Source organism: Streptomyces sp. NPDC004051 (genome assembly GCF_053604275.1).
The window spans coordinates 86,623-103,347 of sequence record NZ_JBSGHG010000019.1 but is presented as its reverse complement, the minus strand read 5'-3'; the positions used below and the strand labels follow the sequence as shown (position 1 = coordinate 103,347).

7 protein-coding genes are annotated in these 16,725 nt (G+C 71.2%); 5 read left to right on the top strand and 2 right to left on the bottom strand.

Annotation, left to right across the window (positions count from 1 at the left end):
* Positions 1-7: 7 nt before the first annotated feature.
* Together ACWEQO_RS20650 and ACWEQO_RS20645 are read right to left on the bottom strand one after the other, a co-directional pair.
* Entirely contained in the window at positions 8-3,298 is a 3,291-nt protein-coding gene (locus ACWEQO_RS20650; protein ID WP_452984748.1) for a non-ribosomal peptide synthetase, read from the bottom strand.
* Positions 3,299-3,436: 138 nt separating this feature from the next.
* Entirely contained in the window at positions 3,437-6,010 is a 2,574-nt protein-coding gene (locus ACWEQO_RS20645) for a Pls/PosA family non-ribosomal peptide synthetase (RefSeq protein WP_452984747.1), read from the bottom strand.
* Positions 6,011-6,427: 417 nt separating this feature from the next.
* Between ACWEQO_RS20645 and ACWEQO_RS20640 the strand changes: the two genes are divergently transcribed.
* The 5 genes from ACWEQO_RS20640 (at position 6,428) to ACWEQO_RS20620 (ending at position 16,722) form a co-directional block, all read left to right on the top strand.
* Positions 6,428-6,976, top strand: coding sequence for a TetR/AcrR family transcriptional regulator (locus ACWEQO_RS20640; RefSeq protein ID WP_361459787.1), 549 nt, complete (start codon positions 6,428-6,430; stop codon positions 6,974-6,976).
* Between the two features lie 25 nt (positions 6,977-7,001).
* Positions 7,002-9,206, top strand: coding sequence for an MMPL family transporter (locus ACWEQO_RS20635; protein ID WP_452984746.1), 2,205 nt, complete (start codon positions 7,002-7,004; stop codon positions 9,204-9,206).
* Positions 9,207-9,593: 387 nt separating this feature from the next.
* On the top strand, positions 9,594-10,448 hold the full coding sequence (locus ACWEQO_RS20630) for a DUF4132 domain-containing protein (RefSeq protein ID WP_452984745.1): 855 nt from the start codon (positions 9,594-9,596) through the stop codon (positions 10,446-10,448).
* Positions 10,445-15,517, top strand: a complete 5,073-nt coding sequence (locus tag ACWEQO_RS20625) for a hypothetical protein (RefSeq protein ID WP_452984744.1) — start codon at positions 10,445-10,447, stop codon at positions 15,515-15,517. The genes ACWEQO_RS20630 and ACWEQO_RS20625 overlap by 4 nt, the downstream gene beginning before the upstream one ends.
* Before the next feature lie 35 nt (positions 15,518-15,552).
* The gene (locus ACWEQO_RS20620) at positions 15,553-16,722 is read left to right on the top strand and encodes an ATP-binding protein (protein ID WP_452984761.1); all 1,170 of its coding nucleotides are present in this window, start codon (positions 15,553-15,555) and stop codon (positions 16,720-16,722) included.
* Positions 16,723-16,725: the final 3 nt, after the last annotated feature.

The following is a 16,725-nucleotide window of genomic DNA, read 5'->3' as shown; positions in this document are numbered from 1 at the left end:
GTGCCGCTCAGGAAGCAGGCAGTGGTTCGACGGTGCGCAGCACGGCCTGCGCGGCCTCGGACGGACGGCTGCGCAGGAAGTAGTGGCCGCCCTCGGCGAGTTCCTGCAGCTCGACGCGGACCGCGAGGAGCTCCCAGTCGCGGTGGGGCCGCGGATGGCCGGCCGTGATCGGGTCGTCGGTGGCGACGACCACGGTGACCGGCGCGGACAACTTCACCGCCGGGGGAGTGTCGAGGAGTTCTGCGAAACAGCGGTGAGCGGACACGCAGTCGTGCCGGTAGGCCGCACCGATGTGTTCGGCGCGCCGCGCGTCCAGCTCATGGAGTTCGGCGTAGCCGCTGTCCGCACTCAGCCTCGCGACGATCTCGGCGTCGCTCAGCCCGGTCAGCTCGGTGACCGCGGCGCGCCGGTCAGCGGCATTGCCGAGCAACTGCGCGCCGATGAAGACCCGCTGGACTTCCACCCCGTGCTCGTCCAGCCGCCGGGCCGTCTGCACGGCGAAAGCCGCGCCCGCCGAGTGCCCCCACAACAGGACTTTGCGCAGGCCACGTTCAGTGATCTCGGCGACGACCTGGGCCACCACATCCGCCATCGGCGCGAAAGGCTCGCTCCGGGCGGCCACGTCGTGACCGGGCAGCTCGACTGCGTAGACCGCGAGCCCGCTGCCCTGCAGGGCCTTGGCCATCGGCTGGAAGTTCACCGCGTTGCCGCCGGCGTAGGGGAAGCACACCAGAGCACCAGTCGGCGCGCCGTCCGGTTCGTACAACGACTGAAGCAGCCCGGAACGCCGGTCTGACCTGCCGTCGACCAGCGCGGCCAGATCGGCGAGGACCGGATGACGGGTCACGTCCTTGAGCGACACCGCGCGGTCCAGGCCGATCGCCAGCTTCACAGCGGACAGAGAGGTGCCGCCCAGGTCGAAGAAGTGGGCCCGTCGATCGATCTGAGCCTGCGGGATGCCGAGCACCTCCGCCCAAGCAGCCGCCAGCCGCTGCTCGGTCGGCGTACCCGGCATGCGGGAGTCTTCTCCGTCGTCCTCGGCGACGCCCGGTTCTGCCACGAGTGCTGCCAGCGCCCTCTTGTCGGTCTTGCCGTTGGCGGTCAGCGGCAGTCTTTCCAGCCAGTGGAAGGCCGACGGCACCATGTACTCCGGCAACGACTCACCCAGCCGGTCCCGCAGGTCCTCGACGGGGAGCGGAGCCGGGCCGGAGTAAAAGGCCACAAGGTGCTTGCCCCGGCCGGACGGCTCGGCGACCACCACCGCACCGGAGCGGACGCCGGGAACCTGCAGCAGGGTGTTCTCGATCTCACCGATCTCGATCCTGAAGCCACGGATCTTGACCTGGGTGTCGCGACGTCCGAGGAACTCCAGCTTGCCCTCGGGCAGCCAGCGGCCGTGGTCGCCACTGCGGTAGAGCCGGGCCCCTTCGCGGTGCGGATCGGGCATGAAAGCCTGCTTGGTGCGGTCGGGATCGTTGATGTACCCACGGCCGACGCAGACGCCGGAGAAGACGATCTCGCCGGGGGCGCCGAGCGGTACCGGCGACAGATGTTCGTCGACGACGTAGACGTGCACATTGCCGACGGGGGGACCGAGCGGGACCCGTTCGCGGTCCGGCACCCGGTCCAGGACCTCGTGGTTGGTGTCGTCGCAGGTCTCGGTCAGGCCGTAGGCGTTGACCAGCTTGATGCCGGGCTCGGCCGCGAACCAGCGCTGTGTGAGCTCCTTCTTCAACGCCTCACCGGTGACGGACACGTACCGCAGACCGGGCAGCTCGCGCGGGTGCTGCTCCAGATACGTCAGGACGACTTCGAGGTACGACGGCACGACCTGGAGCACGGTGACCCCACCGCGGACGATCCTGTCGACGAACCGCTGGACGTCCAGGATCACCTCCTGCTCGACCAGGAGGGTCCGTCCACCCACCAGGAGGGCGGACAACAGCTGCCACAACGAGATGTCGAAGCACTGCGGGGCGGTCTGGGCGACCACCTGCCCCTCGTGGACGTCGAGCTCCAGGTCCTCGATCTTGGCGTAGAGGTGGTTGAGCATGCCCGCGTGCTCGCACATCGCGCCCTTGGGCTCTCCGGTGGAGCCGGAGGTGAAGTAGATGTAGGCGAGCTGGTCCGGTGCGACGGCGATGCCCGGGTCGTCGTCGCGGCCACCCTCGTCGTACGCGGTACCGATGAGGAGTTTCTGGACTCCCGGCAGCGAGTCCAGGGCCTGGTCGAGCGAGTCGGTGCCGGTGGGTTCGGTGAGCACGAGCCCGCACTCGGCGCGGGAGAGCACGGCCGCGATGCGATCGGCCGGGAAGCGAGGATCGACGGGCAGATACGCGCCCCCGGCCTTGAAGACCGCGAGGACGGAGGCCATCCAGTCCAGGTTCCTCTCGGTCACCACCGCGACGACGCCTTCTCGTTCCAGCCCTCGCGCCAGCAGGGCTCGTGCCAGCCGGTTGGCACGAGCGTTGAGTTCCTGGTAGGTCCACTCCCGGTCGCCGTGCACGGCGGCGACGGCCTCCGGGTGCAGCCTCACCCGCTGTTCGAACAGCTCGTGCATCCGGGCGTCCGGCAGGGGACGGCGCGGTCCGGACAGCCCTTCGAGCTGGAACCGGAACTCCTCGTCGGAGAGCAGGCTCTGCCGCGCGTGCTCGGCATCCGGATCAGCGGCGATGAGCGCGAGCGCGGTGAGGTGGTAACCGGCGATCCTGGCGGCGTGGTCCGCGTCGAGTACGTCGGTGCGGTACCGCAGCCGCAACGTGGGCCGGCCCCCGCGCACCGAGAACGCCGTCCACAGCACGGTGCCCTCGGCGAGATCGCCGACGCCGTCCGCCGGACGGGGACCGAGAGCCGGATCCGGATCGAGGACGGTCTCGACCGACGCTTCGGCCGGACCCGGCTCACGCCTGAGTTCGCCGACCGGGAAGTCCTTGTGCGACAGCAGTTCCGACGCGACACGATGGGTGTCGGCCAGGAGCGCCCGCCATGACGCCGGTGCGGTCGTCAGCCGGCAGGGCAACGGCCGGCCGCCCTTCTCCACGACATAACCGGTCATGACCTCGGGCTCGCCCGACAGCGCGGCGAGCACCTTGGCGTGCGCGGCCAGCAGCACGGAGCCGAGAGGCATCGCGAGGTCCTCCGCCAACCGGCGCAAGGCGTTCACGAGGTCGTCCGAAATCGTGGTCTCGTGCTCGGCGACACCCGCCACAGGGCGGAGCGTCCACCGAGGGATCGTGGTGGATCCGCCGGTGACGGGCACACCGCGCCAGAATTCCCGGTCCACCGCTCGCGTTGCCATCGATCAGTCCCTCTCCACTCGCCGTGGCCACCCTGTCCCCGCCGACCAGGCCGGCTCCGCTGCCTTCATCGCTGCCGGCAGACCGCCAGGCAGCACTGTCCGGCCCGGTCGGGCCGACGTGACCGAGACGTTCCTGTGCTACCCCTGCCGCGTCAGTGCCGGCGGCGGCTGACCGGGGGCGTCGCGCATCTCCGTGGCCGGGTTTCCACCCCACCGCGCGTGCTGCGGGACTTCCTCGCCCTTCATGAGGAAGGAGTCGGGTGCGAGTACCGAGCCGTCACCCATCGTCACTCCGTAGTGGACGTGGGAGCCGACACCGAGGGTGCATCCGTCCCCCAGCGCACTGCGGTCGGACTTGAAGGTGCCGTCCTCCTGCGAGTGACATTGGATCTTGCTCCCCGCGTTGAGGGTGCAGTCGTTCCCGATGGTGGTGAGCATCCGCTCCGTCAGATAGCAGCCGTCGTCGAAGATCCTGCTGCCGACCCGGACACCCAGAAGCCGCCAGATCACGTTCTTGAAGGGGGTGCCGTTGAAGATGTCGAGGTACTCGTCAGGAACCTTCCACAGACGCTCGTGCCACCAGAAATACGGGTCGTAGATGGAGCACAACTGCGGCCGCAGCCCGCGGAAAGCCACGATGGCACGCTCCACCAGTACGAAATAGAGAGGGGTGAACGCCAGGCTGGCCACCAGGAATGCCGCGATCGCCACGTACCCGAAGGAGCCGTACAGTTCGACGTTCGCAAGGGCGAGTACCACGATGACGAAGAGGAAAAACCACCGTACGAGCAGAAACAGGACCATCGACCGCATGTTGCAGCGGTTCTTGGCAGCGAGGTTGCGGTGCAACTCCGCCCCGGTCCGCATGTGGTCGAACCGCAGGTCGCGCTCAACCGAACGGGGAATCTCGAAGCACGGCGAGCCGAGCAGACCCACCCCCTCGCGTACCTCACCGTCGAGTGGAACCATCACCTTCGTCGCGAGGAGGCAGTTGTCGCCCGTCTTCGCCCCGGACGGATACGCGATGTTGTTCCCGAGGAAGTTGTGCCGTCCGATCGACGCACGGGACACCCGGAAAGACGTACTCGAGAAGTCGGCATTGACGATCGACAGACCGTCAGCGATCATCGTGCCGCTGCCGACGGAACACAGATACGGGGTCTCGTGCTGTACTTCCGTGCCGAAGTTGGACCCGGTCTGCTCCACCTTCGACAGGTCGTATCCAAGGCCGCGCAGATAGTGGACGATGTAGGAACTGTCACCGAAGAGCCAGGTGAAGAACTTCACGTTGGTGATGCGTGTGATCGCCCGGTGTATCGAGTAGTGAAACCCGTACAGCGGATATACCTTGTCCGGCTCGACCAGCAGGTTCAGCAGGCGCGGCACGGTGAACAGAGCGACGATGCCCACGACGAGGAAGCCGGAGAACAGAACGCAGGACATGATCAGCGCGTCGACATAGAGCTCCGCCGACACGAGCCCCGTTGTGCCCGGGGCCAGCCGGTCGTTCAGCGCCGGGACTTCCGTCAGCAGCATGTAAAGGCCCCCGACGGTCAACGGAACGTAGAGGAAGAACAGCTGTCCCACTGTGGCGAGGCCGAAGCCGACCCGGCGCAGAGTGCCGCACCTGGCGGGCGGGACCCGCACGTAGTCGAGCTCTGTGCGCTGCGCCGGAGAGCCGTGCCACCGCTGGTCGCCTGGGACCGCCTGGCCGTTGTGCAGTGATGACGCATGACCGAGCTGCGCCCCGTCGCCCATCGACGTGGCGATGTCGAGCACGGTCTTCTCGCCGATGAACACATTCCGGCCGAGAGTGACCGGACCCGTCTGGATGCGGCCGGCGTGCGCCCGGTAGCAGAGGAAGTACGATTCCTTGCGGATCACCGTTCCGGCGCCGATCGTGAGCAGGTCGGTGCAGACCGGAGCGGTGCGGGAGAGGATCGTGACACCCGCGCCGATGCGTGCGCCGAGCGCCCGGAGATAGAGCACGTACAGGGGATTGCCGACGAAGAGGACCATCGGGTTGGCGTGGAGCAGTACCTTGACGGTCCAGAAACGCAGATAGGTCAGACCCCAGACCGGGAACTCGCGTTCTTTCCACCGGCCGATGAGGATCCATTTGGCCATGATCGGGAAAGCGCACATACTGACGAAGCCGGCACCGCCGAAGACGACCGACCGTAGGTAAATGTCCGTCACGCTCGAGCCGGTGGATATCCATGCATAACCACGTGCGGCGAGGATCGCGGCGAGGAAAGAATATCCCAGGAAAAGGAGGAACTGCAGCACACCGCACAGGACGTACCGCAGTGTGCCGAACGGATTCACGGACTCCGGGGTCGCCGGGTCCGGCGAGTCGACGGGAGCGGGTGTGGCAATGGTGCCGGTGCCGGTGTCGACGAGTGCCGCCGCCAGGCCGCGGATCGTCCGGTGAAGATAGACGTCCTTTATCGAAACTGACGGCAGGTCGGCCCGTTTTCTGACGCGTGCACAGAATTGTGTCATCACCAGCGAGTTGGCGCCGAGGTCGTCGAAGAAATTGGCTTCGACCGAAACCTGCTCGACGCCCACCACGCCGGCGAGCACCTCGGCGAGATCTCTTTCCGTCTCCGTCGACGGACTGTTTCCTTTCGACGGCTCGTGCGTCTTGTGCTTGGCGCATCCAGATCCATCCGGCACGCCCGTCAGGGATTCGGCAGACTTCTCCAGCATGCAAGCTCCTTGAGCGTTCACGGAACCGTCACGCTCCAGTCTCTGTCGTCCACCGACGGGGTGCCACCCGAATCGACTACGCAGCGTGACACGAGGAGTCGCCGATGCCGGGGGTCCGGCCGCCACGGTCTGGCGCCCGGTGGTGCGGAGCCGGTGCGTGCTGTTGATCCGAAGCGCTTCGGGTTCACGCTCGTCGGCCGTGCGTGAGTGACCCGGCGAGGGGTGCGCGGACCTGGTTGCCGGACGCGGCGAGAGGTCCCGCGGCGCCGTCCGTCACGAGGGGCGGCGCTTCCCCGCGCGAGTCGGCGAAATCCGCGCGTACCCTCTCCGGCCCCCGAGCGAGAAGGGTGGCGCAGGCCACAGCGGCGTGCTGTCCGATCGGTCAGTCCTGACCGATCGGACAGTTATGCTGGGGGAATGGCTCGCTCCGCCTCCGCCATGCGCGGGCAGATCCTGAAGTCGGCACTGCGACTGTTCGCCGTGCACGGCTTCCGGGGCACCTCATTGCAGGACATCGCCTCGGACGTGGGCTGCTCGAAGGCATCACTGCTCTACCACTTCGCCGGCAAGGAGAAGATCCTCACCGAACTGCTGACCCCGACCCAGGAAGCCCTCGCCGCGCTGCTCGACCGCGTGGCCGGACTGCAGGGCGGTCGGCTGGTGGAGGAGACCGTCGTCGGATACGTCGACCTGACGCTGCGGTTCCGCCGTGAAATCCGGCTTCTCTTCGAGGACATCACCGAGATGTCCTGCCACCAGGACCTCAACGTCATGGAGTTGGCGGACGGCCTGCTGGACGCGCTGGCCGGCCGCTCGCAGCGGGCGCCGGACCGGGTGGCGGCGTGGATGGTGCTGGGCGCCGTCTTCGTCACCGGCGCCGCCGACGACGAGGTGGCGCCGGACGAGGTGCTGCGCGCCGAGATGATCCGCAGCGCGCTGCGGACGCTTGACCACACCCCCAGTTGACCCCTCACGGAAAGATCCCTCCTCCATGGCGACCTTGCTGTACCGGCTCGGGCGGTTCTCCTTCCGCAGAAGAGGCCGAATAGCCGCGGTCTGGCTGCTCCTGCTGACTCTGCTGGGTGTCGGAGCCGCCACCCTGATGGGCCCGACCAGCGACAAGTTCTCCATGCCGGGCACCGAGTCCCAGCGGGCGCTGGACGATCTCGACCGGCAGTTCCCCCAGGCCGGCGGAGCCACCGGCACCATCGTCCTCGCCGCACCCGAGGGTGCGAAGCTGGACCCCGCCGCGGTGGCACCCGTGGTGAAGGAAGCCTCCGGGATCGACGGCGTCACCGCCGCCATGGACCCGTTCCAGACCGGCGCCGTCTCCCAGGACGGCCGGTACGCCCTGATCCAGGTGCAGTTCGACAAGGCCGTCGACGAGGTCACCGACGAGCAGAAGTCGGCCTACGAGGCCGTCGGCGCCGGAGCCGAGGACCTGCGGGTCGAGCACGGCGGCGAGGTCATGGGCGGTGAGGTGGAGGTCGGCTCCACCGAGGCGCTCGGAGTGCTGGTCGCCGCGGTGGTCCTGGTCGTCACCTTCGGCTCGCTGGTCGCCGCCGGCATGACCCTGCTGAACGCGCTGATCGGCGTCGCGGTCGGCATGGCCGGCCTCTTCTCCCTGACCAGTGTCATCGAACTGACCTCCACCGCCCCCATCCTGGCGCTGATGCTGGGCCTGGCCGTCGGCATCGACTACTCGCTCTTCATCACCTCCCGCTACCGCCAGTACCTCGGCGAGGGCCTCGAACCCGAGGAGGCCGCCGGCCGTGCGACCGGTACCGCCGGCTCCGCCGTCGTCTTCGCCGGCGCCACCGTCGTCATCGCCCTGGCGGGCCTCTCCGTCGTCGGCATCCCCTTCCTGAGCGTGATGGGTCTGGCCGCGGCGGGCACCGTCGCCGTCGCCGTACTGGTCGCCCTCACCCTGCTGCCGGCCTTCCTCTCCTTCGCCGGCCGGAAGATCCTGCCGCGCAAGCAGCGCCAGGCAGTCGGGAAGCCCGCCGGGGAGCCCGCGGAGAAGGGCGCCGAGAAGGGCGCCGAGAAGGGCGCCGTCACCGAGGGCTTCGGCTTCACCTGGGGCCGCCTCGTCACCAAGCTGCGCGTCCCGCTCCTGGTCGTCGGGGTCCTCGGGCTGGGCGCGCTCACCCTTCCGGCCCAGGACATGCGCATGGCCCTGCCGGACGCGGGCACCGCCGCCGAGGGCTCCCCCGCGCGTGAGGCGTACGACCTGACCTCCGAGGGCTTCGGCGAGGGCTTCAACGGCCGTCTCATCGCCGTCGTCAACGGTACGGACGCGCAGTCCACCGCGGCGGCCGCGGAGCAGGCCACCGCCCTGATCATGGACACCGAGGGCGTCCTGACCGTGGCCCCGCCGCAGCTGAACGAGCAGGGCACCACCGCCCTGCTGGCCATCATCCCCGAGGCCGGCCCGACGGCCGCCGCCACCGAGGCCGCCGTCCACGACATCCGCGACCGGGTCGCGGACATCGAGGGGGCCGACATCGCCCTCACCGGCGCGACCGCCCTGGGCATCGACGTCTCGGAGAAGCTCGCCGACGCCCTGCCGGTGTATCTCCTCCTGGTGGTGGGCCTGTCCATCCTGCTGCTCATGCTGGTCTTCCGGTCGGTCCTGGTACCGCTGAAGGCAGCCCTGGGCTTTCTGCTCACCGTGGGCGCGACCTTCGGCATCACCGTCGCCATCTTCCAGGAGGGCCACCTCGCCGGCCTGGTGGGCGTCGACACCCCCGGCCCGCTGGTGAGCTTCCTGCCGATCCTGCTCATCGGCATCCTGTTCGGCCTCGCCATGGACTACGAGGTCTTCCTCGTCTCCCGTATGCGCGAGGACTTCGTCCACGGCGCCGACCCGCAGACGGCCATGGTCAGCGGCATGGGCCACAACGCCCGCGTCGTCACGGCCGCCGCGCTCATCATGACGTCCGTGTTCGGAGGCTTCGTCCTGATGGACGACCCGATCATCAAATCCATCGGCTTCGCCCTCGCCGTCGGCGTGATCATCGACGCCTTCGTCGTCCGCATGGCGCTGGTCCCCGCGGTGATGTCACTGCTCGGCCGTGCCGCGTGGTGGCTGCCCAAGGCCGTCGACAAGGCCCTGCCCGACCTCGACATCGAGGGCGAGAAACTGAACCGGCGGCCGGCCCCGGAGACGCGCGACGAGACCCCCGTCTCGGTCTGACCCGCGCACCGGCCGGACCGGACCACACCCCGGAGGACGGGACCCGCGACAAGGGCCCCGTCCTCCCTCCGTTCCTCACCCATTCCGACTCCCCTCGGGGGAAGGACCCGGCGGAGCCGTCACGCGGACCGTCGTTCTTCGAACCGCGCGGTGTCCCGGATGCCCGCCGACCCCAGGACGCCGGAGGCTCACCACGGAGCCGTGAACGGCTTGTTCCTTGCGAACGCGTGTCCGAGGTCGATGGGTCACCGGCAAACAGGGACGGGGCGAGGGTGGGGACGCCACCGGCTACGCCGGGCACCCGGCCGGCAGAACACCCGCACCCCGTTGTCAGAGGCCTGTCCTACAGTTCCCGTCACTTGATCAGTGCGGATGCGGGAGGCACGCATGGGGTGGGTGTCGGCCGGCGACTACGAAGTCGCCCTCGACGACGGCAAGGTGGTGTGCCGCAACGCGGCGGGGCGACGGCTGAAGTCCGTACCGTCCAAGATCGCAGACGATCCGGCGGTGGTGGGGCTGCGCCAGCTCGTCGAATGGCTGGAACGGCACGAACGGCAGTGCCTCGTCGACGTCGAGCGGTGGATGGTGCGCTCCCTGCCGGTGCCGCTCGCGGCCCTGGCGCGGGTCTGGCCGGACCCGGCCTGGCAGACCGCCCTGCGCGACCTGGTGGTCACGGACACGGACGGCACGGTGGCCGGGTTCCTGCGGGACGCCGACCCCGAGCGAGGCCTCGGCCTCGTCGACCTCGACGGCGACACAGTCCGGGCCACCCCCGGTCTGGTCCGCCTGCCGCACCCGGTGCTGCTCGACGAACTCGAGGACCTGCGCGAGTTCGCCGTCGAGATCGGCATCGAACAGCGCGCCCAGCAGCTCTTCCGCGAAGTGTGGCACCGGCCCGCGGCCCTCGACGCCGAAGCCGGCTCCGTCGAGGACTACGCGGGCGGCGCCTTCAAGGAACTGAGGTTCCTGCACGGCCGCGCGACCCAGCTGGGATACCGCGTGCGCGGCGGCCACGCCGTGTGCTCCGTACTCGAGGACGGCCGCGGTGTCGAGGCCCGGGTATGGGTCGGCGACTACGACGGCTACTCCGAGACGGAGACCGGCCCGCTCGTCTTCACCGACCCGGCCGGCCGGGCCCTGAAACTCGGTCAGGTCGGCCCGGTGGCCTGGTCGGAGGGCATGCGCATGGCAGCCGCACTGTACGCCGGACGCGACATCGAGGACGAGGAGCGTGCGGCATGACGACCCACGAACACGACGGATCCACCTTCGACGAGACCACCTCGGCCGCGCTGCTCGACGCCGGCGCCGTACTGCCCTCGGGCACCACGGACCGCGAGGACGCCGACGTCCTCACCGCCCGCACGTACACCCACACCGCGCTGGACGGGCGCAAGATCGTACGACTGGTGCCGGGCACGCTCGGCGAAGCCGAGGATCTCGCCCTGGACTTCCTCGGTCTCGTCCGGGAACCGGAGACCCCCGAGGTCGGCCAGGTGCGCCGGGAAACCCTCGGCTTCCCCGCCTGGGCGCTCGTCAACGACCCGGCGAACGGACACCACGCCCTGGCGCTGGTCAGGGACGTCGAGCGGCTCGCCCGGCAGGCCAGGTCCCGCCCCGGCACCGCCAAAGACGGCTTCGAGGCGCTCGGCGAGCAACTCGGCCGGGCCGTGCCGCACTTCCTGCCCACCTTCTACGAGCAGGCCGCCCGCGTCTTCCTGCAGCACGAGAACACCACCTACGCGGCGGCCTTCTTCGGCAAGGCCCGCGAGGCGGAGCGGGTGCACGCGCTGACCGTGGACGAGGAACGGCAGCGGTCCGTCTTCCTGGAGTTCGCCTTCGCCGGGGCACTGACCGTCAAGGCGCTCAAGGAACACGTGAAGGCGCTCGCGGCCCGGCTCGCCCCGGCCGAGGCGTGGGCGCAGTTCCGGCAGCTGACCGTGGAGCGCTGCGCCGCCGGCATGCCGCCGTACGCGTCGCTGCCCCAGGACGCGCGCACCCTGATCAAGGCGGCGGGGCTGGACCGGGTCACCGAGGAATGCGCCCTGGTCGCGGACCTGCTCGCGTCGCCCGCGGCCGTGCGGGCGCCCGCCTCCTTCTGGAACACCTACCGGCCGACGCTCGTCGTCCTCGCCGAGCGGCAACCCGATGTACGGGTCCGGCTGCTGGAGATCATGCCGGCCGGACTGGGCCGCTCCACGAAGGAGGACGAGTCCTGGCTGGCGCTGCTCGCGGAGACCGGCGCCGACCGGCTGCTGAGGGGCGGGAGCGAGAGCGCGGACCGGGTCGACGCGGCGGACTGGCTCAGCCGCTGGGCACTGCACCGCAAGCACGGCGGCACGACCAGCGGCCGCTCACCGGCCACCCTCGCGCTCGTGGAGCGCATGGCCCCGTCCCTGCGCGCACACGACCGCGCCGTGGACCTCTTCACGGGCCGCTGGCACGCCGGCGCCGATCTCGACCTGCTGGACCTGTGCGTGGCCGAGGACGTGCCGCTGACCCGGCCCGGGTCCGGCACGGACGTCCACCTCTTTCTCGACCGGTGGATGGAGGACACCGCCGCCGGGCGACGCGACCTGACGGCCGTCGCGGCGGACCCGCGCGGCCGGCGCATGCTGTACGACGCCGTCGGCAACCTGCAGCGTCAGCGGGCCGGCACCGGGCTGCTGGAGCAGATCGCCGGCCATCCCGTCCTCGCCGACGTGCTCCGCGAGTGGCTGGAGGACGCCGCCGACGAACTGGACGGCGCCACCGGTCTGGCGGGCGCCCGTGCCGCGCTCGAACGGCTGCGTCCCTTCCGTACGGTCGCCGCCCGGATCAGCCGGCAGGCCGTCGCCAAGGCCGCCGCGTTCGACGTCGCACCGCTGCTCGGCACCACCCTGCGCGCCGGCATCCCGGACGAACTGGGCTGGCCGGCCCTCGAGGAGGCGGTGCGCCGACTCGAGGCCGAGACCCGACGCGGCCATGACGACACCCTCGCTGTCCAAGAGTGCTGGCCGGCCCTGATCCTCTCCCGCCGGCACAAGGCGATCGTGGTGGGCCCCCAGGACATCCTGCTGGAACACGACCTGCGGCTGCCTGCCGAACTGGACCGCTGGCAGCGGCCGTCGTTCCGCTACACGGACGGCGAACTGCTGGTGATGTGGCGACAGGGCGCCAAGAGCCACGGCTACTGGTCGGCCCGCCCGACCGAGGTGTTCCCGCTCGGCGGCGAACAGCTCCCGTCCTGGTACGGCAGCGGAGACGCGGGCGAGACCTCGATCCCGATCCCGGACGGCGGCCGCGCCACCGGCGGGCGCGCCCTGCACGCCGGCGACACGGTCCTGCCGCCCGGCCGCCCCGTCATCGGGGACGGCACCTCCTACTGGCGCCAGGGGCGGCAGGGCGTGCGGCAGGTGTGGCTCGAGTACGACCCGGCCACCGGCACCCACGGCCGTGCCTCGCTGCCCGCGTTCCTGCGCTCCGGCATCCAGGACGGCGCCACCCTGCTCCAGCAGCACTGCACCGTGCTGCCCCTGCAGCCCGGCCTGGAGCACAGCCCGTTCGGCACCGACGGCACGGTCCTCGGCCGCTGGGTGCGCACCGAGGGCGAGGGCGACGAGGCCCGCACCACCGTCGGCACACCGGACGGCCGGACCGCCACCCTGCCGGCGGACAACCGGATACCGGGCGTACCGCTCGGCGCGCTGCGGCTGCCCGGCGGCGTCGAACCCCTCGTCGTCGCCCAGCACCGCCAGGTCACGCTGTACACCACGGACGACACCACCGGTGTGCGGGAACTGGGCCGGCTGGCGCCGCTGCAGCGCGGCGGCGAGTTCGCGGCCGGTACACCACTCGTTCCACCGGTCGACTTCTGGCACGCGCTGCGTCCGCGCGACGAGAGCGCTTCGGCGATCCTGCGGGCCCTGAGCGACGAGAAGGCGGAGGAGCTGCTGCGCGCCGGGGCCCGTGCCCTGGCGGAGCGGCAGGCCGAGGTGGCGGCGGCCAGACGGGCGGACGCGGCCTCCGAGGACGGGGACGGAGCCGGGGCCGGTGGTGGCCAGGCGGCCACCACCGGCAACCCCGCCGTCCCGAGCGCCCAGGAGGTCCTGCGCAAGGCCGTCTCCCACGCCCTGCCCGCCCTCACCGAGCCCCGGATGCTCACCGGCGTCACCTCCCTCGTGCACGCGGCGCTGCGACTCGCCGAGTCCGTCGCCGCGTTCGTCGAGCCTCCGGCGGAGCGGCCCAGGACCCCCTCCCAGTGGGTCCTGGGCATGTTCGCCGACTACCGTCCCGAGGACGGCGACGACCAGACGCTGCGCGAGGCGACCGACGGCCTCGCCGGGCAGCACGGCTGGTGGGGCGGCGGGCAGCGGTGGAGCGTGCTGCACCAGATCCGCGCCGTCAACCACGTCCTGACCGGGAAGCCCGCCGACGGCAAGGCCCTGCCCGGCAACGCCCGCCTCACCGGCCCCGACGACGGATGGCGCAGCGACGAGCGCACCGTCCCCGCCGGAGGCCCCGCCTGGCCGTCCCTGCTCGACGCGCTGCGCCCGCTCGCCTACCGCGCCGCCGCCCCCACCCTGACGGAGGCACACCGCAGAGCACTGCTGCTGCTCTTCGAGGCGGTCACGGAGGGCCCGCTGGCCGCACCCGGAGCCGCGTTGCGCGAGGTCGTGCTGAGCGAGCCGCGCGGCAAGCAGGACCGCGCCGGTCAGGTGCTGCGCCGCGACGGCCGCACCGTCGTCGTCCTCGGCTGCCGGAGCGTCGACCACCGCCACGACCGCGTGAACTGGCTGGCCCTCGACCACGATCCGACGGGCACGTTCGGCGCCGTGGCCCACTTCACCTCGACCCAGGAGACGGCACACCCGCCGGTGTTCCCGGCCGACACGCTGGCGGCGGTGACGGAGCTGATCAGGGACAAGGGCCCCGCACCCTGGCAGCCGGAGGCACCCGCCGCACTGGCCGCCGCCACGCGGGGCGGCCTGGGGCCGGTGCAGGCCGCCCTGCTGCTCGCGGGGAAGCCGACACAGCTCACCGACGAGGTGAGCGCCGCGACAGCCCTGAAGCCACGGCAGAAGCAGCTCGGCGACGCGCTGCTGAGCTCGCTGGAGCCCGGCGACCGGGCGGCCCTGGTCGGCGCCCTGCTGCCGGCGAACCCCGGTGACCTGTGGACGACCGGACCGGACACGGACGCGGCGGGCCGGGTGTGGGCCGAGCGCCTCGACGGCCTCGTCCGGCTCTCCGAGGACCTCGTCGGCGACATCGCCCTGCCGGGAGTGCCGACCGGATCCGTCGAGGAGATGCTCAACCCGCGCCGCACCCCCTGGCTCAGCCGCACCACGGTGCAGCGGCTCGACAAGGAGGGTCACCTCGTACCGGAGGACCCCGCTGCGCTGCCCGGGCGGTACGACCTGACACGCGCCGTGTCCTCCCTGGCCGGGCTCGCCTACTCGCTGCCGTACGGGCACCCGCTGCGCGCAGCGCTGCCGGAAGGACTGGCCGCACTGCGCCGCCGCCTCGCGGACCCCGGGCTGCTGCTCGACCTCGGCCTGGAATGGACCGAGAAGGGCTCGTCGACCGCCGTCGAACTGCGCAAGGCGTACGGACTGCCCGCCACCGGCGGCGCCGGCGCAGACGGCCTGACACCCGTCGGCGAGGCGCTGGTACTGCGTCCCTGGCACGGCGACCAGGAAACCGTCCTGGTCCGCTCCGCCGCCCTCGTCCGCGCGGACGACCCCGTGTTCGGCCTCGTCGAGGGACTCGTCGGAACCGGACGCGGCGACGGAATGCGGGCACTGCGGGCGGTCCTGGACGACGAACTCGCCCGCGCCGTCGCGGCCGGAACGGACCCGGCGGACCCCACCGGATACGCTCATGACCCGTCCGTCAGCGTGCCCGAACTGGTCACGGAGGTCGCCGAGACCAGCGGCCTGGGCGAGGACGCGGCGGGACTCTACCTCCAACTGCTGGCCCTGCCCGACCCGACGGACCGCAACTGCGTCCGCCGGACCGGCTGGAAGCCCGCCCGCATGAAGAAGGCGCGCGCCGAACTGGCGGCCGCCACCGGGCTGGTCGTCGAGGCGAAGCGGTCCCGGGCCGGCCGCACCCTCTTCCTGCCCTGCGGCTGGCTGGACCTGAAATCCCCCGCCCTGCCGGTGGAGATCTGGAAGCAGGGCCTCTACCCGGTGCGCGACAACGCCCCCGCGGTACCGCTGCTACCGGTACCCGAACTGTTCCGGCGCGCGTGGGACCGCGTCCGCACCAGAGACGCGCCCGCCTACGAGGAACTCACCACCCGCGCCACCCGCAAGGGCCGCCGCCGATGACCACCGTCCACCCGCACCCGGAAGAACCCGCACCGATGACCACCACCCTGCCCCCTTCCCCGGCCCGCCAGATCGTCCCGCCCGAGGACCGGTACGCGACCGAACTCGCCTTCCTCGCCGCCCACGACGACGGACCACGCCCGCCCGCCTGGCGGCTCACCCCCCGCGCGGTCGTCACCTTCGTCATGGGCAGCGCCGGCGGCGCCCTGAAGCTGCCCGACGACGTCGAAGTGCCCGACGGGGTGCCGCGCCGACTGGTGATCGAGGACAAGTTCGTCGGCGACCGGGCGCTGGTCGAACGGTGCGTGGTGACCCTCGCCGGTGAGCGCGGTCTGCTGCTCGTCGGCGAACCCGGTACCGCCAAGTCGATGCTGTCCGAACTGCTCTCCACCGCCGTGTGCGGCACCAGCGGCCTGGTCGTGCAGGGCACGGCCGGCACGACCGAGGACCAGCTCAAGTACGGCTGGAACTACGCGCTGCTGCTGGCGCAGGGCCCCACCCGGCAGGCACTCGTACCCTCGCCCGTGCTGACCGCCATGTCCCGGGGAGCCGTCGCCCGCGTCGAGGAGATCACCCGCTGCCTGCCCGAAGTGCAGGACGCACTGGTGTCGTTGCTCTCCGAACGGCGGATCGCCGTCCCCGAACTGGCCGGCAGCGAGGACGCCCTGGCGCACGCCGCGCCCGGCTTCAACCTCATCGCCACCGCCAACCTCCGCGACAAGGGCGTCTCCGAGATGTCCGCGGCCCTCAAGCGCCGCTTCAACTTCGAGACCGTCGGCCCCATCGGGGACCTCGACGCGGAGACCGTACTGGTGCGCGGCCAGGCGCGGGCGTCCGTGGAGCGGGCCGGCGCGCCGTTCCAGGTGGACGACGCCGTGCTGGAAGCCCTGGTCACCGCGTTCCGGGACCTGCGCGAGGGCCGCTCGGCGGAGGGCTGGGAGGTGGAGCGGCCCTCGACGGTGATGAGCACCGCGGAGGCCGTGTCCGTCGCCGGCGCGCTCGCTCTCGCCGCGGCGTACTTCCCCGGCGACCGCGACGTGCTCGGACTGCTGCCCGGCCATCTGCTCGGCGTGGTCCGCAAGGACGACCCCGCCGACGCGGCTCGGCTGCGCGGCTACTGGGACGGACCCGTCCGGCGCCGTGCCGAACAGGGCTCCGCCACCTGGCGCACCCTGTGGGACCTGCGCACGGTCCTGGAGGGCTGACCG

Bases quoted from the DNA above. Each gene is read 5' to 3' on its own strand.
- ACWEQO_RS20630 (WP_452984745.1), top strand. From the start codon at position 9,594: ATGGGGTGGGTGTCGGCCGGCGACTACGAAGTCGCCCTCGACGACGGC.
- ACWEQO_RS20635 (WP_452984746.1), top strand. From the start codon at position 7,002: ATGGCGACCTTGCTGTACCGGCTCGGGCGGTTCTCCTTCCGCAGAAGA.
- ACWEQO_RS20640 (WP_361459787.1), top strand. From the start codon at position 6,428: ATGGCTCGCTCCGCCTCCGCCATGCGCGGGCAGATCCTGAAGTCGGCA.
- ACWEQO_RS20625 (WP_452984744.1), top strand. From the start codon at position 10,445: ATGACGACCCACGAACACGACGGATCCACCTTCGACGAGACCACCTCG.
- ACWEQO_RS20645 (WP_452984747.1), bottom strand. From the start codon at position 6,010: ATGCTGGAGAAGTCTGCCGAATCCCTGACGGGCGTGCCGGATGGATCT.
- ACWEQO_RS20620 (WP_452984761.1), top strand. From the start codon at position 15,553: ATGACCACCACCCTGCCCCCTTCCCCGGCCCGCCAGATCGTCCCGCCC.
- ACWEQO_RS20650 (WP_452984748.1), bottom strand. From the start codon at position 3,298: ATGGCAACGCGAGCGGTGGACCGGGAATTCTGGCGCGGTGTGCCCGTC.